Below are 18,782 nucleotides of genomic sequence, written 5' to 3'. Positions count from 1 at the left end.
GGTCTCTCTCTATTCAACGGAGGTGATGGTCGCCGACCAGTGCGCCACTCCACTCCATGCCGAGGTAGGCGGCCGACTTGCTGAGCATGTCGAGCATGGGGCGCGTATCGTCGATGTCCTTGCCCTCGGAGAGCGTGCAGACGGCCCACAGTCGCTTGCCTCGCATGCGCTCCCTGAAGCCGACGCCGTCCAGTTCCATCCAGCGGCCCCAGTAGTCGAGATAGAGCTTGGCCGACGCCGTGACGCTGTACCAGTAAAGCGGCGACACGATGACCAGGTCGCTCACTTCAAGCGTGGCTTCGAGCAGCAGCGACTCGTTCTCGCCCGGGGCCGTCCCCGTCCCGTCGCCGCGGTGGTCGCAGAAGTCCGGCAGCGCGAGGTCGGCCAGCCGGAGCCACCGCTGGGCGGTAGCAGACGGGAGATCGGCGGCCCACTTCCGGGCGAGCTCCTCGGTCCGGCCGCCGGCGCGGTGGCTGGCCAGGACGAACAGGAAGCTGCGGGTGTCCGCCCGGGTCGTCACCGCATCCCCGCCTGCCGTCGGGAGGCCGCGTGCAGCTCGGCGCCGTAGTCGATGGCGCCTCCGAGCTTGGCGTACCGGCGTTTGACGCGGCCGGACGTCCGGGAGAGGACGGTGATGCTGTTCTGCATCAGCTTCTGTGACTCCAGAAGGTTCAGCACCTCCAGCTCGCCAGGGTGCTTGCGCTGGTACTCGGCGATGTAGCGCAGCACCGCCTCGCCCTCGGGATAGGTCATGAGGTAATGCATGACCACCACCCCGCCGTCAGGGTTGATCAGGTCCATCAGGTGGTCGAAGAAGTACAGGCACTCCCAGGCGTCCACCCAGGCGAAGTCGATGGGGCGGAACTCGGCGGGCAGGTGGTCGTCCAGTTCCTTCAGGTCGGCGTTCACCACCGTGACCGAGTCTTCGAGGGCCAGTTCCTTGAGCACCTCTGTCACCCGGCTGGCGGAAGAGTCGGGGTCCCGAAGGTTGTCGACGACCGCCAGGCGCGGCTCGTATGGTTCGGCGTGGGCGGCGGGCGTGACCAGAGGGGGGTCAGCGAGCAGCCAGGAATCGTCGAGCTGCTGCGCCTCCGAGAGGTGGCGGCGGGTCTTCTCGGCGAGCAACTCCGCTTCGGCCCGGACGACCTCCCGAAGCTCGGCCAGTTCGGCTGCCAGGAACGGCGTGGTGTAACCCATGCCGATCTCCAGCACCCGACGCGGCCGGAGCAGCCGCACCAGGTGGGCGAGGAGGGGGGCCACCACGTCGGTTCCCATCTCCGGCACACGCAACCGCGCGGCGGCCGCCTGGAACTCGGGCTGGAAGATCCGTGGGATCGTCATGCTGCCCCTCCGGCCGGAGTGGGCGCGTCGGAGGGCTTCTCGAAGGTGGACTTCACAGCGATGCCTCTCGAGATCGGCGAAGGTGATGGATGACGGCGCTGAGGTTGGCCTTGGACATGCCGTCCGCGTCCGCGGCCGGGAGTGGCGTGCGGGTGCCGCCGAGCACTCGTGTGTCCCGCAGCACGATCCCGTCCGGCGACTGGGCGCGTAACGCGTACCCCGCGGGGCCCGATGGCCGGCAGCCGCGCGACCACCGTGCCTGGACGCATCGCGGCCGCCGCGCCGTCGGTCCGATGAACGCGAGTGTCGTCATGGAGCGAGATCCTTGCAGCGGCTCCATCGCGGTACAACAGATCGCTGCCGACACAAACGTGCGAGTTTCCCTCTCGGGAACACGGAGGTTGGCCGCCCGTCCAGCGTCGGCACGTCCGGTTCCGAGCCGGCGCGCGCGCCGGGGGCACCCCTTTGGCCTCACCACCGTAGAGCGCGGTGAACCACGGTGCGCGGGAGGAAGGACGTGCCACTGCCGTCCGGCCCGACCGGGCCGGCGTCCTCTCCTCGGGCGGCGAACAGCCGGGCGGCGCCCCCGCGCCGCCCGGTTCGGTGGTCGGGCGATCACGCCCTGGTTTCCGACGGCGTCATGCCGGGACCGGCTCGTCGGCGAGGTACGGCGGCGCCGGGTCGTAATGGATGGCGCGGCGGACCGCGCGGGCGTGGTCGCGGCCGTGCAGCCGGCCCACGAGCCACAGCGCGCTGTCGATGCCGGCGGAGACGCCCTGGCTGGTGAGGAGGTTACCGTCGACGACGTAGCGGGCGTCGCGCACGACGGTGACGTCACCGCGTGCCGCGAGCTCGTCCTCGTGCTGCCAGTGCGTGGCGACCCGGCGTCCGCGGGCGGGACCGGCCGCGTGCAGCAGGAAGGCCCCGGTGCACACACCGTGCACCCAGTCGGCGCGGTCGGCGGTCTTGGCGATCCAGTCGGTGACCCGCGGGTTGTGCACCTGCACCTGGCGCGCGCCCCGGCCGCCCGGTACCAGCACCACGTCCAGGGGCGGATGGTCGTCCAGGGTGTGGTCGGGCAGTACGCGCAGGCCCTTGGAGCAGCGCACGGGGCCGGTGTGTTCGGCGACGATCACCGCGGTGTCGGCGCCGCCGCGCAGCAGCGCGGACGCCTGGAAGACTTCCCAGGGTCCCACGAGGTCCAGCTCCTCGACCTCGTCGAAGACGAGCAGTCCGTAGGTGGTCATGTGTACTCCTGTTCACGATGAGGTGGCCGAGCGGAAGCGGGCCCGGTAGTCGGACGGCGCGACGCCGAGCCTGCGGTGGAAGGAGCGGCGCAGCGTCTCGGCCGTGCCGAACCCGTGGCGCCGCGCGATCGCCTCGACGGGCTCGTCGCCCTCGGCCAGGGAGCGCTGCGCCGCCTCCACCCGCACCCGTTCGACGTAGGTGGCGGGCGGTACGCCGACCTCGCGGGTGAAGCGGCGTTGCAGGTGACGCGGGCTCAGTCCGGCGTGCGCGGCCAGGTCCGCGATGCTGTGCCGGGCGCCGGGGTCGGCGTGGACGGCCGCGACGGCGGCGCGCACCGGGTCGGTGGCGGCCTGCCGCACCGCCATGGCCGCGCTGAACTGTGCCTGGCTGCCCGGCCGGCGCAGGAAGAGCACCAGCTCGCGGGCGACGGCGTGGGCGATGTCCCGGCCCATGTCGTCCTCCACGAGCGCCAGCGCCAGATCCATGCCCGCGGTGACACCGGCCGAGGTCCAGATCCGCCCGTCGCGGATGAAGATCGGCGTGCAGTCGGTCCGTATCTCCGGGTGCTCCCGCGCCAGTTGGCCCTCGCGGGCCCAGTGCGTGGTGACCCGTTTGCCCTCCAGCAGTCCGGAGGCGGCCAGGAGGAACACGCCGCTGCACACCGAGGCGACCCGGCGGGCGCCGGCCGCCGCGCCGGCGATCCAGCCCACCAGCGCCGTGTCCTCGCGGGCGTGGTCGACGCCCCGTCCGCCGGCCACCACGAGGGTGTCCACGCCGCCCGGGTCCAGGTCGGCGGCGGCGTGCCCGGCGTGCACGAGGAGCCCGCTGCTGGAGCGCACCCCGCCGGCGCGCGGGGCGACGACCTCGCACGTGTAGTCGCCGCCGAGGCCGGCGGCGTACTGGAACACCTCATGCGGTCCGGCCAGATCGAGCGGCTGGAACCCGTCGAAGATCACGAAGACGATGCGGCGCTGTGTCACCCCTCCACAGTCCGTCGGCCCGGCGGACGGCGTCAACGACACGCATCCCACACATCGCGCCATCCGCCCCTGTCACCGGACGCGGTGTCACCAACGCGGCGGCCCCTGGATGGGTACGGCTGACCGCTACTCAGCCTTCTCGGAGGAAAACTGATGGTTCCTCAGTCGCCCTTGGGGTCCGCGGCCGCGAACGCCGTGCGGTAGGCGGTGGGCGAGGTGCCGAGCGCCCGCCGGAAGCGCAGCCGCAGATTGGAGGGGCTGCCCAGCCCGCACCGCTCGGCCACCTGGTCGACGGCGAGTCCGGTGCTCTCCAGGAGTTCGCGGGCCCGGTCGAGCCGGGCCGCGAGCAGCCACTGCAACGGTGTGGTGCCGGTCTCGGCGACGAACCGCCGGGCGAAGGTGCGCGGCGCCATGTGGGCGTGCGCGGCGAGCCGGCGGACGGTCAGCGGTTCGTGCAGGCGGGCCAGGGCCCAGGCCCGGGTGGCGGCGAGCGTCGCGTCCTTCTCGGCGGGGGCCAGCGGACGCTTGATGTACTGCGCCTGCCCGCCGTCGCGGTGGGGAGCGGCGACCAGGGTGCGCGCCACCTCGTTGGCCGTCGCGGCTCCCAGGTCGCGCCGCACCAGGTGCAGGCAGAGGTCGATGCCGGCCGCGACGCCCGCCGAGGTCAGCACCCGCCCCTCGTCCACGTACAGCACCCGCGGATCCACCGACACGCGCGGATGCCGCGCGGCCAGGTCATCGGCGTACAGCCAGTGCGTCGTGGCCGTGCACCCGTCCAGGACGCCGGCGGCGGCCAGCGCGAACGCGCCGGTGCAGACGGACACCAGCCGCCCGCCCCGGGCGTGGACGTCCGCCAGCGCGTCCAGCACGGCCGCGGGCACCGGCCGCAGATGCGGCGCGTACCCCGGCACCACCACGGTGTCCGCGCGCCGCACCGTCTCCAGCCCCGCGGCCACCGTCACGTCGAACCCCGCCGCCGTCGGCACCGGGCCCGCCGACCGCCCGCACAGCGTCATCTCGTACGGCGTCCCGGGCACCGCGGTGAAGACCTGGGCGGGAATGCCCAGGTCCAAGGGGAGCACACCCTCCAGCACCAGCACCGCGACCCGGTGCGGCGACCCGTCGGCCCCACCGCCGGGGACGCCGCGGGCGCAGGCGGTTTCCTCTCGCATGGCGGTCATACTGCCACCGCCGCGGGGCAGCCGTACCGGCGGCCGCCGTTCGACGGCTCAGTCCGGGCCCGCCGGGAGGAAGTACGTCTGCCTGAGGAAGGCGGCCATGTCCTGGAGGGCCTGAACGTAACCGGCCTTGTACCGCGCGTCGGCGTCGGTGCGCTGCCCTTCGGCCATCGCCCACTGGTCCAGCTTCGCGGCGATGTGCAGGTGGTTGCGGTACAGCGTCGCGTGCGTGCCGCGCAGTGCCGCTCGCGCGCGTTCCTCGTCCCAGTCTTCGAGGGCGCTGGTGTCGAAGTCCAGCGGATCCTCGTCGGGCTGCCACACCGTCTTCCTCCTCGCCGGCTCGCGGTAGGGGGCCCGCCCGGCCGGGCGGACGACAGGGTCCCGGGTACCCGCCGGCAGCCCCGCTGCCTCCGTGGCGGCGCGGGTCGGCCGCGCGCGGGACCGCGTCGCCGGAGCTCGGCCGCTCGGGCACCGGCATACCCGGCACGCGGCGGTGGCGGGGCCGCTCCCCCTCGTGCCGCGGGGGCCGGCCGTGGGGTGTGGCCCGCCGCACCGGGGTACCCGCGCGGGGAGGTCGCGGAGGCCGCCGGAGCCGGTGCCGGCGTCGCCGCCGGTCGGCAGAAGGGAGCGACCCGTGCCCAGGAGCATCGAAGCGCAGACGACCGAGGAACTGGGCGGCCGGGGCAGCGTTCTGGCGCGGCAGCGCCGTGACCACGCCGAGATGGACCGCCTGATGGACCGGTACCGGGCCCTGGCCGACGGCGAGGAGCGCGAACGGGTCTGGAAGCAGATCGTCCAGCTCGTCTTCAGCCACGCCTTCGCGGAGGAGACGGTGCTCTGGCCGGCCGTGCGGCGCTCGGTCGAGGACGGGGAGGCGCTGACGACCCGGGTCGAGGAGGAACACCAGCAGATCAACGATCTCGTCGCCGCCATCGAGCGCCTGTCCCCCGGGGAGCCGGAGCGCGAGGAGAAGGCGGCCCGGGTCTTCGCCCTGATCCGGCAGGACGTCAGGGACGAGGAGCGTCTCGTCCTGCCCCGGCTCCAGCAGGCCCTCGACGCCGAGCAGCTGCGCCGGCTCGGCACGGCCTGGGAGGCGGTCCGCAGGAGCGCGCCCACGCGTCCCCACCCCGTCGTCCCCCGGCGTCCGCCCGGCAACGCGGTTCTGGGCGTACCGCTCAGTGTCTACGACCGGGTGCGCGACGTGCTCGGCCTGAACACGCCCGCCGCCGCGATCAAGAAGATCCTCGCCGGTCTGACCGGGGTCCTCCTCTGCGGCGCTGCGCTCGCGATACCGCGCAGACGGCGCTGACCCGGCACCGTCCATCGTCCGCGGCCGGCCTGCGCCCGCGGACGGCCTGCGCCCGCGGACGGTCACGGCATCACGCTCTCCTGGGTGATCAGGTCGATGGCCGCCCGCAGGCCGCCCGCGGCGAGAGCGGCACGCTGCCGGTCCGCGCCGGTCCCGTGCCGCAGCAGCCGCTGCGTCAGGGCGGTGACCTGCCGCAGGTCGCCGGACGCCTCCAGCGCGGGAGTGAGATGACGCAGGAGCTGGTACAGGACGTCACCGGCTCGGCGCGATCTGCCGTCGGGGTCGATCAGGGCGGCGCTCAGACCGTGGCGGGCCGCGTGCCACATCGCGGCGTGGAGCAGTTCGGGCGCACGGTGCGGCGCCGGGGCTCCCGCCTCCGCCTCCGCGAGGGCCGTTTCCACCAGGGCCCGGGTGATCCCCGCGAGCATGACCGCGTCGTCCACGCGCAGCTGGACGTCCGGACAGCGCACCTCGACGGTGGGGTACCGCTCGGAGAGCCGGGCCTGCCAGTACAGCTGACCGGTGTCCGAGACGAGTCCGCTCTCCAGCAGGTGCCGCACGCGCCGGTCGTAGTCCGCGGCGTCGTGGAAGTACGGCGGCATGCCGCTGACCGGCCAGCGGCCGAAGACCACGGTGCGCCAGCTGGCGAAGCCGGTGTCGTGGCCGTCCCACAGCGGGGAGTTCGCCGACATGGCCGTCAGCGTCGGCAGCCAGCCCCGGATCCGGTTCAGGACCTGTACGCCCGCCTCGCGGCTCGGCACGGCGACATGGACGTGCATGCCGTTGACCAGCTGTTCCGCCACCAGCTGGGGCGCCTGGCTGAGCATGGCGCGGTACCGGGCCTTGTCGGTGACGGCCACCGGCCGCCGTTCGCGCAGGGGTGGCGTGGCCCCGGCCGCGACCCGGCAGCCGTGCGCCTCGGCGGCCGCTCCGACGGCGTGCCGCAGACGCAGCAGATGACCCCCGACCTCCTCCAGCGTGCCGCACACCGGGGTGACCACCTCGACCTGCGCCTGCAAAAGCTCGGGCTGCACCTCCTGGTCGCCCATGAGGAACTCCAGACCGGCGGCCCCGCGCACCTTCTCCGCCTTCGGCACCGGAAGACCCGTGACAGGGTCGACCAGCAGGTATTCCTCTTCGACCCCGATCGTCGTCATCGATCGCCCTCTGTTCCGCGTCCTGCCGGGATCCGGCTCGCGACGTGTCCGGTCAAGCCCATCGCGCGGCGATGATCACCTTCAGGAGGGGCCGCTCCTCCCGCACTCCTCCGGGGTGACCCCGAGTGCCGCAATTACTTCATCACAAACTCAGACAATCGAAGCACGTCTCGGGCGCCCACCCGGCAGCTTCGGTGTGCCGCCGAGCCTTCATGACCGGATCGCGTATGTGTGGCCGGATACGGGTTACGCATGTACACATAGGACAAAACAGGACAAGGTCGCGGTGACGGCCGCGAGGGGGTCCCTCCGGACCGGGCCGCGCGGCGGCGGGCACGGCGAGAGCCCCCTGCCGTCGCGGCCGTCGCCGCGCGGCCCGCACACCACGGCATCCGCCTTTCGGCCCCGCACCGCGGCGTCACCACCCGAGCGGTCCCGCCCTCGGCCCAGGCCCGCCGCGGCAAGCCGTCCGACCCGAGGGGAGCACCTCATGGCCGACCGTGACGATGACCGCCAGTCGGCTGCGGTGTCCGGCAAGCGCCCGGAGGGCTCCGCGGACGCCGGGACCGTCGACGACGACAGGCCGGAGGCCGGCGGACGATGACCGGGAGCGGGCCGCGGAGCGCCGAACTGGAACGGCTGCGGCGCCTCCTGGAGGAGCGGACCGCCGACCTCCAGCGGGTGAAGGCCGAGTACGACAACTACCGCAAGCGGGTGCGGCGGGACCGCTTGGCCGTACGCGAGATCGCGGTGGCCAACGTGCTCCGGGCGCTGCTGCCGGCGCTGGACGCCGTCGACCGGGCGTGCGCGCACGAGCCGCTGACCCCGGGGCTGAAGGACGTCGCCGACAGCCTGCGGGAGCAGCTCGGCTCGCTGGGTCTCACGTCGTTCGGCGAGGTGGGCGATGCGTTCGATCCCGCCTGCCACGACGCCCTGGCCCACCATGTCCGTCCCGACAGGGACAGCCTGGTCTGCTCCACGGTCCTCAGGCCCGGCTACCGCCTCGGCGGCCACCTGCTGCGCCCGGCCCACGTGGAGGTCACCGGGCCGGCCCCGCCCGCCAGGAGCCCGGACGGGCGGGACGGGGGCGTACGCCTCTCGCCCCCGCCGGACAAGCCGCCCCTGCCCGCCGCGCGGAACTGACGAGCACACGGTGGGCCCGCCCCCACGCGCCTCCGCGGCGTCGCGGCCGGCCGGGGGCGCTACGGTGCCAGGCGCCCCCGCAGCCACTGTTCGACCTCGCCCACGTGGGCGGCGGCGGCCGCCCGGGCCGCCTCCGGGTCGCGGGCGGTCAGTGCCCGGTGGATGGCGGTGTGCTCGCGGCGCGTACGGGGGATGGCCCCGGCCTCCTGGTAGCCGCGCCGGACGCGGGCGCGGAAGGTGCGGGAGGACAGGCCCTCCAGGAGGGCGGCCAGGGTCTCGTTGCCCGCCGCGACGGCGATCGCGCGGTGGAAGGCCAGGTCGTGGGCGAGGATCACGTCCGGGTCGTCGGTGGTGTCCATCGCCGTCAGGTGCCGCTCGACCTCCGCCAGCTGCTCCGGCGTGATGCGCGCGGCGGCCAGGGCCGTCGCCGCCGACTCCAGGACGCGGCGCACCTCCAGGAGTTCGACCAGGCGCCCGCCCGTGGACAGGTCGGCGACCACGCCGAAGGACTCCAGAAGGCCGGCGGCCTCCAGCCGGGTGACGTAGATGCCGGAGCCGTGCCGCGCCTCCAGAACGCCGAGCACGGTCAGCGCGCGGATGGCCTCGCGAACGGAGCTGCGGGAGATGCCGAGGGCGGCCGCGAGGTCCCGTTCGGTGGGCAGCCGCCCGCCCGGCTCCAGCCGCCCCTCGGCGATCATCGCCTTGATCCGCTCGATGGCGCGCTGCGCCACCGTGCCCTTCCGGGGGGCGGCCTCCTGCCCGCCGCCCGTCCCCGTCTCCGCGCCCGTCCCCGCCTCCGCGTCCGTCCTGCTCACGTCCGCCGCTCTCCCGTTCCTCCGGTGGGCCCGCAGTCTAGCCACCGAGCGGCCCCGCCCCCGCCCGCGAGTGGCCCTACCAATACCGGGGACGGAGGCCGCCCGTCCCGCTCAAGGGGTGTCCTCTGGGCCAAGTGGTCTGATAAATATGCCGATGCCGCCGTCCTGGACCGAAAGGGCTTCCGTGTCCCCGAGCTCCGCCCGCGTCACCGCCGTCGACACCTACGACATCCGCTTTCCGACCTCGCGCGAGCTGGACGGCTCGGACGCGATGAACCCCGATCCCGACTACTCGGCCGCCTACGTCGTGCTGCGCACCGAGGCCGCCGACGCGCCGGAGGGCCACGGGTTCGCCTTCACCATCGGGCGGGGCAACGACGTACAGGTCGCGGCGATCGAGGCGCTGCGCGGGCATGTGGTGGGCCGCTCGGTCGACGCGCTGTGCGCCGACCCGGCCGCTCTGTACCGGGACCTGACCGGTGACAGCCAGCTGCGCTGGCTGGGCCCGGACAAGGGCGTGGCGCACATGGCGGTCGGCGCGGTCGTCAACGCCGTCTGGGACCTCGCCGCCCGGCGCGCCCGCAAGCCGCTGTGGCGCCTGCTGGCCGACGCCGAGCCGGAGTGGCTGGTCGGGCAGACCGATTTCCGGTACCTCACCGACGTCCTCACCCCCGAGGACGCGCTGGACCTGCTGCGCCGCGGCCGGGAGGGCGCCGACGAGCGGCGGGCCCGGCTCCTGGAGCGCGGCTACCCGGCGTACACCACCTCCCCCGGCTGGCTCGGCTACGACGACGCCAAGCTGACCCGGCTCGCCCGCCAGGCCGTCGCCGACGGCTTCACCCAGATCAAGCTGAAGGTCGGTGCCGACCTCGACGACGACGTCCGCCGCTGCCGCACCGCTCGCGCGGCTATCGGCCCGGACGTCCGCCTGGCCGTGGACGCCAACCAGCGCTGGGACGTGCCGGAGGCGATCCGCTGGACCACCGCGCTCGCCGCCTTCGACCCGTACTGGATCGAGGAACCCACCAGCCCGGACGACATCCTCGGCCACGCGGCGGTCCGCCGGGCCGTCGCCCCGGTGAAGGTCGCCACCGGCGAGCACGCCCAGAACCGCGTCGTGGTCAAGCAGCTCCTCCAGGCCGGCGCCGTCGACGTCCTCCAGCTCGACGCGGCCCGCGTCGGCGGCGTCAACGAGAACCTGGCGATCCTGCTGCTCGCCGCCCGCTTCGGCGTGCCGGTCTGCCCGCACGCGGGCGGCGTCGGCCTGTGCGAACTCGTCCAGCACCTGGCGATGTTCGACTACCTGGCGGTCTCCGGGACCACCGAGGACCGGGTGATCGAGTACGTCGACCACCTCCACGACCACTTCCTCGACCCGGTGGTCATCCGGGACGGGCACTACACCGCCCCCGCCGCGCCCGGCTTCTCCGCCGCCCTGCGCCCGGAGTCGATCGCGCGGTACACGTACCCCGGCGGCGCCTTCTGGGCCGCCGACCTCGCCGAGCGCACGCGGAAGGAGCAGGCCGTATGAACGACTTCGAGGGGCTGAAGGCCCTGGTGACGGGCGGCGCCTCCGGCATCGGCCGGGCCACCGCCGAGCTGCTGGCCGAGCGCGGTGCCCGGGTCGCCGTACTCGACCTGGACCCCACCACGGTCGGGGAGCCGCTGCTCGCCTACCGCGCCGACGTCACCGACGACCCCTCCGTACGCCGGGCCGTGGCGGCCGCCGCGGACGACCTCGGCGGGCTGGACGTCCTGGTCAACAACGCGGGCATCGGCGCCCAGGGCACCGTCGAGGACAACGACGACGCCGAGTGGCACCGCGTCCTGGACGTCAACGTCCTCGGCATGGTCCGCACCGCCCGCGCCGCCCTGCCGCGGCTGCGCCGCTCGGCGCACGCCGCGATCGTCAACACCTGCTCCATCGCGGCCACCGCCGGCCTGCCGCGGCGCGCCCTCTACAGCGCGACCAAGGGCGCGGTGTACTCCCTGACTCTCGCCATGGCCGCCGATCACGTCCGCGAGGGCATCCGCGTGAACTGCGTCAACCCCGGGACGGCCGACACCCCGTGGGTCGGCCGTCTCCTCGACGCCGCCGACGACCCGGCCGCCGAGCGGGCCGCCCTGGAGGCCCGCCAGCCCACCGGTCGTCTGGTGACCGCCGCCGAAGTGGCGGGCGCCATCGCCTACTTGGCCAGCCCCCTGTCGGGCGCCACCACCGGCACCGCGCTCGCCGTCGACGGCGGCATGCAGGGGCTGCGCCCGCGCCCGGCGGCCCGGTGACCGCCCTCGCCTTCGGCGCCGCCGGCATCGGCAACCTCTACACCGAGGTGTCCGACGAGCAGGCGCACGCCGCCGTCACCGCCGCCTGGCGCCAGGGCATCCGCGCCTTCGACACCGCGCCGCACTACGGCCTCGGCCTGTCCGAGCGCCGCCTCGGCGCCGCCCTGCGCGAGCACCCGCGCGACACGTACACCGTCTCCACCAAGGTGGGCCGCCGCCTGGAGCCCGCCGACGGCACCGGTGACGACCTCGCGCACGGCTTCGCGGTCCAGGCCACCCACCGCCGCGTGTGGGACTTCACCGCCGACGGCATCCGCCGCACCCTCGACGCCAGCCTCGGCCGGCTCGGTCTCGACCGGGTCGACACCGTCTACCTCCACGACCCCGACGACCACGCCGGACAGGCCTTCCGCGAGGGCTACCCGGCGCTGGAGCGGCTGCGCGCGGAAGGCGTGGTCGGGCGGATCGGCGCGGGCATGAACCAGACCGCCCTGCTCACCCGGTTCGTCCGCGACACCGACGTGGACGTGGTGCTGTGCGCGGGCCGCTACACCCTGCTCGACCAGAGCGCCCTCACCGATCTCCTGCCCGCCGCCCGGGAACGCGGCACGAAGGTCGTCCTCGGCGGCGCCTTCAACTCCGGCCTGCTCGCCGACCCGCGACCGGCGGCCAGGTACGACTACCGGCGGGCACCGCGGGAGCTGGTCGGCCGCGCCCTGCGACTGAAGGCGGTCGCCGAACGCCACGGCACCACCCTGCGCGCCGCCGCCCTCGCCTTCTGCGCCGCGCACCCGGCCGTCACCGAAGTCCTCGTCGGGGCGCGCTCGGCGGCCGAGGTCGACGACTGCGCCGCACAGTTCCGCACCCCCGTACCGGAGGCGTTCTGGCGGGAGCTGCGGGAGACCGGCCTGCTGCCCGCCGGCGCCCCCCTGCCCGGCGAGGACCGGTCGTGATCGTCGACGCCCACCACCATGTCTGGGACCTGTCCGTACGCGACCAGGACTGGATCACCGGCCCCCACCTGGCGCCGCTGCGCCGCGACTTCACCCTCGGCGACCTGCGCCCCGAGGCCCGCGCCGCCGGAGTCGGCCGCACGGTGCTCGTCCAGACGGTCACCGTGCCCGAGGAGACCCCCGAGTTCCTGGCCCTCGCCGACCGTCACGAGCTGATCGGGGGCGTCGTCGGCTGGACCGACCTCACCCGGCCGGACGTCGCCGGTGAACTCGCCCGGCTGCGCGCCCTCCCCGGCGGCCGGCACCTCAAGGGCGTCCGCCACCAGGTGCAGGACGAACCCGACCCGGAGTGGCTGCTGCGTCCGGACGTACGGCGCGGTCTCGCCGCCGTCGCGGAGGCCGGGCTCGTCTACGACCTCGTGGTACGGCCCCGCCACCTGCCCGCCTGCGTCCGGGCCGCCGCGGAGCACCCGGGGCTCACCTTCGTCCTGGACCACCTCGGCAAACCGCCCGTCGCCTCCGGCGCGACCGAGCCGTGGGCGGGCGCCGTCCGCGCGCTCGCCGCGCTGCCCAACACGGTCTGCAAGCTGTCCGGGCTGGTCACCGAGGCCGACCCCGCCTCCTGGACGGTGCGCGACCTGCGGCCGTACGCCGACGTGGTCCTCGACGCGTTCGGGCCGCACCGGCTGATGTTCGGCTCCGACTGGCCGGTGTGCACCCTCGCGGCGCCCTACGGCGAGGTGGTGGCCGTGGCCGCCGAGCTGACCGCCGGCCTGAGCGAGTCCGAGCGCGCCGAGGTCTTCCGCGCGACCGCCACCCGCGTCTACGGCCTCTGACGGCTCGGGGCGGGTTTCCCCGGGCTGCCTCGCCGATCATGGTTGATAGCCTCCCGTGATGACCGCGACATTCGACGAAGCCGTCCGTGCCCGGCTGCGGGCCCCCAACATCTGGTACGTCGGCACCGTGTTCGCCGACGGAGCACCGCAGGTCAGCCCGATGTGGGTGGATCTGGAGGGGGAGGGAGAGCTGACGTTCAACACCTCGGTGGGCCGGGTGAAGGAGGAGAACCTGCGCCGCGATCCCCGCGTCTACCTCTCGCACGCGGACACCACCGACCCCTTCGACCGCGTGCAGATCAGCGGTGTGGTGGCCCGCTTCATCGAGGGCGAGGAGGCACACGAGCGGATGGACCGGCTGGCCCGCAAGTACCTGGGCAGCGAGCGCTTCGAGTGGCTCATGCCCGGGGAGCGGCGGGTCGCGGTGATCGTGCGCCCGGTCAAGGTGCGGCACATCGTCGGGGTGGAGCGGTTCCGTCCCGGCGGCCCGGTCCCGGCTGCCTGACCGGCACGCCCGCCACCGCGGGCCGCGCGGTGGCGGGCGCAAGCGATGGGCGATCCGTCGCCGTCGCGCGTCCGATCCGCGCACCGGCGCGGCTCCGCCCGGCGGTGCCGGCCGGCACCGCCGGGGGCGACGTGTTCCGGTCTCGCGGTCGCCAGGGACGCCGTGCGCGGACTGGTCGACCTGTACACCGGGCGGCCGCCCGGACCGTACGAAGGGGGGACGTCCGGCGGCGCCGTCCGCTGGGCCCGGCGCAACGTGGACCGGAAGACCGCGGCGCGCGACTGGTACGACAAGGAGTTGCGGTCCCCCCCGGGAACGCCTGGACCGGCTGAACGCCCTCCTGCGGTCCCCCGCGCTGACCGGGCAGGCCCCGGCGGAGACGGCCGGGCTGATCCTCGGCATGGTGGACGCCCTCGGCTTCACCGTCGTCGCAAGCACCCGGCGCCGCTTCACCCACCGCGACGTCCTCGGCCTCTACGCCTACAACACCCACTACACCAGGCTCGCCGGCGACCTGACCGCCTACCTGTCGGGCAACGAGGGGGAGATCCTCCTGCTCGAAGGAGAGGAGAACCTCAGCAGTCTCCACATCCTGAAGGAGGTGGTGCGCCGTGTCGTCCGCTACCCCACCACGCACTACGACGCGCTGGAGAACCTCCTGCACGTCTCCGACCCGGGGGCGACGGACTGGACGTACTTCGAAGGGACGCTGACGACGGCCGGGATCAGCGCGTCGCCCCCCGGCGGCGGTCACTCGGCGCGCTAGGACCCGTCGTCCCGCCGCGCAACGCGGCACCGGGACCGCGCCCGTGGCGGCGGGTCCGGCGCTCCCTCCCGCCGCCGCACGCGGCCTCCTCCCGCCGCGCCGAGAGAACCATCGACAGCAGGTCGGCCACCCCCTCCTCCTCGTTGCTGGGCAGGATCAGGTCGGCGCACCGGCGCACGGACGCGTGGGCGTTGGCGACGGCGGCGGCGAGACCGGCCGCGCTCAGCATCGGCAGGTCGTTGGGCATGTCGCCGACGGCGGCCACGGCGGTGACCCGCACCGCGTGATGGCCGGCCAGCCAGCGCAGGGCCGCGCCCTTGTCCACACCGGTCGGCGCGATTTCGAGGAAGTACGGGGTGGAGCGGGTCGCCCGGACTCCGTCGCCGGGGCGGACCAGCGCACGCGCGAGCGCCCGTACCGGCCGGTCCGGATGCACGGCCAGGATCTTGACCACGCCGTCGCCCGGGAGCAACGCCTCGGTGGCGTCCCGGACGCACACGTGCTGCCAGCAGTCCGGCACCAGCTCCTCGAACCCGCGTTCCAGGAACAGTCCGCGCAAGGTGTCCACGCCGAGCACCACCCCGGGCAGCCGAGCGCGCAGCCGGGCGAGGACCGCCGCGGTCCGGCCGCGGGAGAAGCCCCGGCACCGCAGCGCCTGCCCGGTCCCGACCTCCGCCACGACGGCCCCGTTGCTGCAGACCATCAGACCGTCCATACCGATGTCACGGCAGACGGACAGCGCGTCACGCAACGGGCGGCCGGTCACGCCCACCACGGGGACACCGCCGCGCGCCGCTTCGGTGAGCGCGGCGCGGGTCAGCGGCCCGATCTCACCACGTTCGTCGAGCAGGGTGCCGTCGAGGTCCGTGCAGACCAGACGGATGCGGTCGGGAGCGCTCACAGCGTGAACCGCCGGGCCGAGGCGGGTGGTCCGGCAACCGGTGCCCGTACCTTGAGCCGCACCGGCCGGTCCTGGTGCAGCCACACCTCGATCCAGCCGTGGCGAACGAGACGCTGCCTCGCGGGCACCGCCATCAGCTCGATCCACACCCAGTTGCTGTCCGTGTCGAGCAACCAGGGGATCGTGCCCGGCGGCGCGGCGCACGCGGCGTCCTCGCCGCGCCGGGTCGGCGGGATCACGCCCAGCAGTACCGCGGGGATGTCGAAGACGTCCAAGGCCACGGGGCGTCCGCTGGTGTCCAGGGAGATCCACAGGCGGGAGGCGAAGCCGATGTGCACCCCGCCGCCCCCCGAGGACGTCGCGTCGGGCGTGTCGCCGACGGCGGTGACCAGGCCCACTCCCAGGTCCCAGCTCACGTCGACGGTGGGCGCGGTGGTGACCGCGTCGGGCTCTTTCGTCTGCTCGGTCATGCCTCTTCTTCACCTTCCCGGTGTGCGGCGTCCTCGACGGGCGGTCCGTGCGCCTCGTGTCGGGTGCGGCTTCGTGAGGTGCTGCGCTGTGCGGTGCGGCGGGGTGAGGTGCGCCGTCAGACGGACTGGAGCCGATCCAGACCCGACACCGCGGGGCGGGCGGTGAGACGGGCGGGCCGGATCTCGAGCTCACCGACGACGGTGTCCTCCGGCGCCTCCAGCGTCCAGCGCACGGCCCGCGCCACCGAGGAGGTGGCCATCTTCATCGGCGAGTCGTCGCCGGGCAGATTGGCGATGGCCCCGGGGCTGAGCAGGGTGGTGCGGACCCCGTGCACTCGTTCCTCCAGCAGCAGGATCTCGGCGAGCGCCTTCAGGGACGCCTTGGTCATGCAGTAGGCGGCCCCGCCCTCGAAGAAGCGGCTGCCCGCATGGCTGCCCATCAGGACGATGCGGCCCCCGCGGCGGCGCAGGTGGGGCAGTGCCGACTGCACCAGTGCCAGTACGGAGGTGAGATTGACCTCGACCGCCTCCCGCCAGTCGTCGAGCGGGAGCGAGGCGACGTCGCCGAAGGCGCGTACGACTCCGCCGGTCACCACCGCGTCCAGGCCCCCGGCGGCCGCGGCGATCCGTTCGATCGCGGGACCGACCTGCTCGGGGTGGCGCAGGTCGCAGGGGACCTCGTGCAGCCACGGCAGTCGTGCCGGGGTCCGGGAGAGGGCGTGGACCCGCCAGCCGGCGGCGTGCAACTCCTCGGCCACCGCCCGGCCGGTGCCGCGGTTGGCCCCGGTCAGCACCACGACGGGGCCGTCGCCGGGGTGCGCGGAGGCGGCGCCGGGGGGCGGCGGGGCATCGCGGTGCGGCGGCGGGGCATCGCGGTGCGGCGGCGGGCCGTCGCTTCCCGTCGCGCCGGCGCCGGCCGCGGCCGCGCTCATCCCCGCACCCTTCGCACCAGGTCCGTCCAGGCGCGCACCACGGTGGCCTCGTCGGCTCCCCGCCGGAACAGGTCCTTGTCCAGGGGGTTGCCGGCCTCGTCGCGCAACCGCATGCAGTCCGGTGACACCTCGGAATTGATGACGGGCTCGCCGTCCGCGCCCACCCCCACGACCAGGCAGAAGTCCCACAGGTCCAGGGGCGCGAGCCAGGACCGCAGCGCGTCGTTGCACTGGAGCGCGCAGTCGCGGAAGGAGGTGACGTCCACGCCCGCCGCGCGAAGGTAGTCCTCGCCGATCGGCTGGTCCTCGGGATCGATCCGGTAGTCGAACTTCACCACCGGGGGATGGAACCGATGGCCCTCGGGGAAGAGTCCCGGGTACTTGCGCACGGTGGACCCGGTGGCGACGTTCTTCACGATCACCTCGAACGGCGGCGCCGGCACGAAGTCCGCCCGGTACGAGACGGCGTCGAGCCGTTCCCTGAAGACCGTGCGCACCCCCTTGCCGGCGAGGCGCTCGGCCGCCGCCTCGTAGAAGTCGAGCCGGAGCGCCGCGGTCTGCGGCATCAGGGCATCCCGGTCGTAAGTGAAGCTGCGCAGGCTCGGTATCAGTTCGATATCGCAGGTTCCGTCGTCGTTCATCCAGAGTTTCTTGCTCCTGCCCTCCACATCGGGTTTCCGGGTGCGCCTCGCCATCTCCGCATCTCCTTTCCGGGGAGTCTGCCGACTTTGGAATGCCCGGTCGAATCTACCTCACCGAGCTTCCCCGACCTCAGGATCTCCGCGCAAATGTACACGCTTTATACGTGGTTTATACATGGACTGGGCAATATGTCGGAGGCACATCACCCGGACGCCGTCTCCCAGGAGGGAAAGCCGAAATGACGCAAGGCGGCAGCGCACCGTCCAGCAGCGCGGAAATACCTGACGAGCTAAGGGGTAAGACGCCCGGCCGGCATTACGGCACGGCCGGGACGAAACTTCTCTTCGAAGACGAGAGCACCCGGGTCTGGCTGCTGGAACTCCAGCCGGGCGAGGCCAGCGAATGGCACGAGCATCCCTGGGATTACGTATTCGTGGTGGACCACCCCGGTCAGGTGCGACTGGAATACGAAGACGGAGAAATCGAGGACCAGGACGACTTCATCGGCCAGGTGGTGCACCGCCGGCGCGGAAAGCCGCACCGCCTGGTGAACCGGAGCGACCATTTCTACCGGAACGTGGTCATCGAGTTCCTCGGCCAGGCTCCGCCGAAGACATGGCCGCCCGCCGACAAGAAGTGACCGTGCCGCCGGCCGGCGCGTTCCCCGCCGGCCGCAGGAGCCAGCCACAAGAACCGACAGCGGAATCGATCTCAAGCGGGAGGCCAGCATGACCAGCATCGCCCAGTGGCTCGAAGAGAACGTGACGACGGACAAGCGGGCTCTGGACTGGTTCCAGGAGGAGGAGTGTGAGCCCCGCATCGTCCGCGCCTACCGCCAGCTGCTCAGCGGCTACGACATCGACACCTCGAAGATCCTCAAGACCACCGTCGAGGTCGACGGCGACCACGCCGGCGTGGTCCGGGTGCACGACATCAACTACTTCTCCATCTGCGCCCACCACTTCCTGCCGTTCTTCGGGAAGATCGCCATCTCGTACGTCCCCGGCGACCGCATCCTCGGCCTCGGCAAGTTCCCGCGCCTGGTGCAGGCGTACAGCAGGCGGTTCCAGATCCAGGAACACCTGGTGAAGGAGATCGCCGAGGAGATCATGAGCTCCGGGGGCGCCCGCGCCGCGCGGGTCGTCTCCAACGGGCGGCACATGTGCATGTGCAGCCGCGGCCCGTCCGACCAGACCGCGGTCACCGACACGTCCTACGTCACCGGTGAGACGGAACTGTTCTCCCGCTACGGCCTGGACGTCTGACGGCCCGTCCCCGGCATGGACGCCGCGCGGCCAGGTGTGACGCGGGCGTCCCGTTCCT

Annotated in this window: 22 protein-coding genes; 10 read left to right on the top strand and 12 right to left on the bottom strand. The window is 73.5% G+C overall.

What is annotated here, in order from left to right; genetic code table 11:
• Positions 1-13: 13 nt before the first annotated feature.
• The 6 genes from AB0L74_RS20260 to AB0L74_RS20235 all read right to left on the bottom strand — a co-directional run bounded on the left by AB0L74_RS20260 (position 14) and on the right by AB0L74_RS20235 (position 5,068).
• Complete coding sequence (locus AB0L74_RS20260; RefSeq protein WP_365653833.1) at positions 14-520, bottom strand: NAD(P)H-dependent oxidoreductase; 507 nt, start codon at positions 518-520, stop codon at positions 14-16.
• Positions 517-1,341 (bottom strand): hypothetical protein, encoded by an 825-nt coding sequence (locus tag AB0L74_RS20255; protein WP_365653831.1) that lies wholly within the window; start codon positions 1,339-1,341, stop codon positions 517-519. Before AB0L74_RS20255 ends, AB0L74_RS20260 begins: the two co-directional genes overlap by 4 nt.
• Positions 1,342-1,979: 638 nt before the next feature.
• Entirely contained in the window at positions 1,980-2,588 is a 609-nt protein-coding gene (locus AB0L74_RS20250; protein WP_365653828.1) for a DJ-1/PfpI family protein, read from the bottom strand.
• 12 nt (positions 2,589-2,600) lie between these two features.
• Entirely contained in the window at positions 2,601-3,569 is a 969-nt protein-coding gene (locus AB0L74_RS20245) for a DJ-1/PfpI family protein (protein ID WP_365653825.1), read from the bottom strand.
• A 161-nt stretch (positions 3,570-3,730) separates the two neighbouring features.
• A complete protein-coding gene (locus AB0L74_RS20240) occupies positions 3,731-4,741 on the bottom strand; it encodes a helix-turn-helix domain-containing protein (RefSeq protein ID WP_365653822.1) in 1,011 nt (336 codons plus the stop codon).
• Positions 4,742-4,798: 57 nt separating this feature from the next.
• Positions 4,799-5,068, bottom strand: coding sequence for a hypothetical protein (locus tag AB0L74_RS20235; RefSeq protein ID WP_365653819.1), 270 nt, complete (start codon positions 5,066-5,068; stop codon positions 4,799-4,801).
• Between the two features lie 313 nt (positions 5,069-5,381).
• On the opposite strand from AB0L74_RS20235, the gene AB0L74_RS20230 reads away from it, so the two are divergent.
• The gene (locus AB0L74_RS20230; RefSeq protein WP_365653816.1) at positions 5,382-6,056 is read left to right on the top strand and encodes a hemerythrin domain-containing protein; all 675 of its coding nucleotides are present in this window, start codon (positions 5,382-5,384) and stop codon (positions 6,054-6,056) included.
• 62 nt (positions 6,057-6,118) lie between these two features.
• On the opposite strand, the gene AB0L74_RS20225 is transcribed toward AB0L74_RS20230, so the two are convergent.
• Positions 6,119-7,213, bottom strand: coding sequence for a glutamate--cysteine ligase (locus tag AB0L74_RS20225; protein ID WP_365653813.1), 1,095 nt, complete (start codon positions 7,211-7,213; stop codon positions 6,119-6,121).
• A gap of 600 nt (positions 7,214-7,813) precedes the next feature.
• Between AB0L74_RS20225 and grpE the strand changes: the two genes are divergently transcribed.
• Positions 7,814-8,356, top strand: a complete 543-nt coding sequence (grpE, locus tag AB0L74_RS20220) for a nucleotide exchange factor GrpE (protein WP_365653809.1) — start codon at positions 7,814-7,816, stop codon at positions 8,354-8,356.
• A 59-nt stretch (positions 8,357-8,415) separates the two neighbouring features.
• Here the strand turns inward: grpE and AB0L74_RS20215 are convergent, their stop codons facing one another.
• The gene (locus AB0L74_RS20215; RefSeq protein WP_365653926.1) at positions 8,416-9,087 is read right to left on the bottom strand and encodes an FCD domain-containing protein; all 672 of its coding nucleotides are present in this window, start codon (positions 9,085-9,087) and stop codon (positions 8,416-8,418) included.
• Positions 9,088-9,355: 268 nt separating this feature from the next.
• On the opposite strand from AB0L74_RS20215, the gene AB0L74_RS20210 reads away from it, so the two are divergent.
• The 6 genes from AB0L74_RS20210 (at position 9,356) to AB0L74_RS20185 (ending at position 14,514) form a co-directional block, all read left to right on the top strand.
• Complete coding sequence (locus tag AB0L74_RS20210) at positions 9,356-10,702, top strand: enolase C-terminal domain-like protein (protein ID WP_365653804.1); 1,347 nt, start codon at positions 9,356-9,358, stop codon at positions 10,700-10,702.
• Positions 10,699-11,454, top strand: a complete 756-nt coding sequence (locus tag AB0L74_RS20205) for an SDR family oxidoreductase (RefSeq protein ID WP_365653801.1) — start codon at positions 10,699-10,701, stop codon at positions 11,452-11,454. Before AB0L74_RS20210 ends, AB0L74_RS20205 begins: the two co-directional genes overlap by 4 nt.
• Complete coding sequence (locus tag AB0L74_RS20200; RefSeq protein WP_365653798.1) at positions 11,451-12,407, top strand: aldo/keto reductase; 957 nt, start codon at positions 11,451-11,453, stop codon at positions 12,405-12,407. Before AB0L74_RS20205 ends, AB0L74_RS20200 begins: the two co-directional genes overlap by 4 nt.
• Entirely contained in the window at positions 12,404-13,243 is an 840-nt protein-coding gene (locus tag AB0L74_RS20195; protein ID WP_365653795.1) for an amidohydrolase family protein, read from the top strand. The genes AB0L74_RS20200 and AB0L74_RS20195 overlap by 4 nt, the downstream gene beginning before the upstream one ends.
• 58 nt (positions 13,244-13,301) lie before the next feature.
• The gene (locus AB0L74_RS20190) at positions 13,302-13,748 is read left to right on the top strand and encodes a TIGR03618 family F420-dependent PPOX class oxidoreductase (protein ID WP_365653792.1); all 447 of its coding nucleotides are present in this window, start codon (positions 13,302-13,304) and stop codon (positions 13,746-13,748) included.
• A 400-nt stretch (positions 13,749-14,148) separates the two neighbouring features.
• A complete protein-coding gene (locus AB0L74_RS20185; protein ID WP_365653789.1) occupies positions 14,149-14,514 on the top strand; it encodes a hypothetical protein in 366 nt (121 codons plus the stop codon).
• On the opposite strand, the gene AB0L74_RS20180 is transcribed toward AB0L74_RS20185, so the two are convergent.
• From AB0L74_RS20180 to AB0L74_RS20165, 4 genes are all read right to left on the bottom strand, one after another.
• Entirely contained in the window at positions 14,474-15,415 is a 942-nt protein-coding gene (locus tag AB0L74_RS20180) for an HAD family hydrolase (RefSeq protein WP_365653786.1), read from the bottom strand. The genes AB0L74_RS20185 and AB0L74_RS20180 overlap by 41 nt on opposite strands.
• Entirely contained in the window at positions 15,412-15,885 is a 474-nt protein-coding gene (locus tag AB0L74_RS20175) for a hypothetical protein (RefSeq protein WP_365653783.1), read from the bottom strand. Before AB0L74_RS20175 ends, AB0L74_RS20180 begins: the two co-directional genes overlap by 4 nt.
• Before the next feature lie 116 nt (positions 15,886-16,001).
• Positions 16,002-16,817: an SDR family NAD(P)-dependent oxidoreductase gene (locus AB0L74_RS20170; RefSeq protein ID WP_365653780.1), complete on the bottom strand. Its 816-nt coding sequence runs from the start codon at positions 16,815-16,817 to the stop codon at positions 16,002-16,004.
• Positions 16,814-17,512 (bottom strand): phosphoribosylaminoimidazolesuccinocarboxamide synthase, encoded by a 699-nt coding sequence (locus AB0L74_RS20165; protein ID WP_365653777.1) that lies wholly within the window; start codon positions 17,510-17,512, stop codon positions 16,814-16,816. The genes AB0L74_RS20170 and AB0L74_RS20165 overlap by 4 nt, the downstream gene beginning before the upstream one ends.
• A gap of 185 nt (positions 17,513-17,697) precedes the next feature.
• Between AB0L74_RS20165 and AB0L74_RS20160 the strand changes: the two genes are divergently transcribed.
• Positions 17,698-18,099 (top strand): hypothetical protein, encoded by a 402-nt coding sequence (locus AB0L74_RS20160; protein WP_365653774.1) that lies wholly within the window; start codon positions 17,698-17,700, stop codon positions 18,097-18,099.
• Between the two features lie 88 nt (positions 18,100-18,187).
• Positions 18,188-18,724 (top strand): GTP cyclohydrolase I, encoded by a 537-nt coding sequence (locus AB0L74_RS20155; RefSeq protein WP_365653771.1) that lies wholly within the window; start codon positions 18,188-18,190, stop codon positions 18,722-18,724.
• Positions 18,725-18,782: the final 58 nt, after the last annotated feature.

Source organism: Streptomyces sp. NPDC052020 (assembly GCF_040680575.1).
Taxonomy (GTDB): Bacteria; Actinomycetota; Actinomycetes; order Streptomycetales; family Streptomycetaceae; genus Streptomyces.
This window is presented reverse-complemented; position numbering and strand designations above follow the sequence as displayed.

Bases quoted from the DNA above. Each gene is read 5' to 3' on its own strand.
- AB0L74_RS20255 (WP_365653831.1), bottom strand. From the start codon at position 1,341: ATGACGATCCCACGGATCTTCCAGCCCGAGTTCCAGGCGGCCGCCGCG.
- AB0L74_RS20250 (WP_365653828.1), bottom strand. From the start codon at position 2,588: ATGACCACCTACGGACTGCTCGTCTTCGACGAGGTCGAGGAGCTGGAC.
- AB0L74_RS20240 (WP_365653822.1), bottom strand. From the start codon at position 4,741: ATGCGAGAGGAAACCGCCTGCGCCCGCGGCGTCCCCGGCGGTGGGGCC.
- AB0L74_RS20225 (WP_365653813.1), bottom strand. From the start codon at position 7,213: ATGACGACGATCGGGGTCGAAGAGGAATACCTGCTGGTCGACCCTGTC.
- grpE (WP_365653809.1), top strand. From the start codon at position 7,814: ATGACCGGGAGCGGGCCGCGGAGCGCCGAACTGGAACGGCTGCGGCGC.
- AB0L74_RS20205 (WP_365653801.1), top strand. From the start codon at position 10,699: ATGAACGACTTCGAGGGGCTGAAGGCCCTGGTGACGGGCGGCGCCTCC.
- AB0L74_RS20190 (WP_365653792.1), top strand. From the start codon at position 13,302: ATGACCGCGACATTCGACGAAGCCGTCCGTGCCCGGCTGCGGGCCCCC.
- AB0L74_RS20185 (WP_365653789.1), top strand. From the start codon at position 14,149: ATGGTGGACGCCCTCGGCTTCACCGTCGTCGCAAGCACCCGGCGCCGC.
- AB0L74_RS20175 (WP_365653783.1), bottom strand. From the start codon at position 15,885: ATGACCGAGCAGACGAAAGAGCCCGACGCGGTCACCACCGCGCCCACC.
- AB0L74_RS20170 (WP_365653780.1), bottom strand. From the start codon at position 16,817: ATGAGCGCGGCCGCGGCCGGCGCCGGCGCGACGGGAAGCGACGGCCCG.
- AB0L74_RS20165 (WP_365653777.1), bottom strand. From the start codon at position 17,512: ATGGCGAGGCGCACCCGGAAACCCGATGTGGAGGGCAGGAGCAAGAAA.
- AB0L74_RS20160 (WP_365653774.1), top strand. From the start codon at position 17,698: ATGACGCAAGGCGGCAGCGCACCGTCCAGCAGCGCGGAAATACCTGAC.
- AB0L74_RS20155 (WP_365653771.1), top strand. From the start codon at position 18,188: ATGACCAGCATCGCCCAGTGGCTCGAAGAGAACGTGACGACGGACAAG.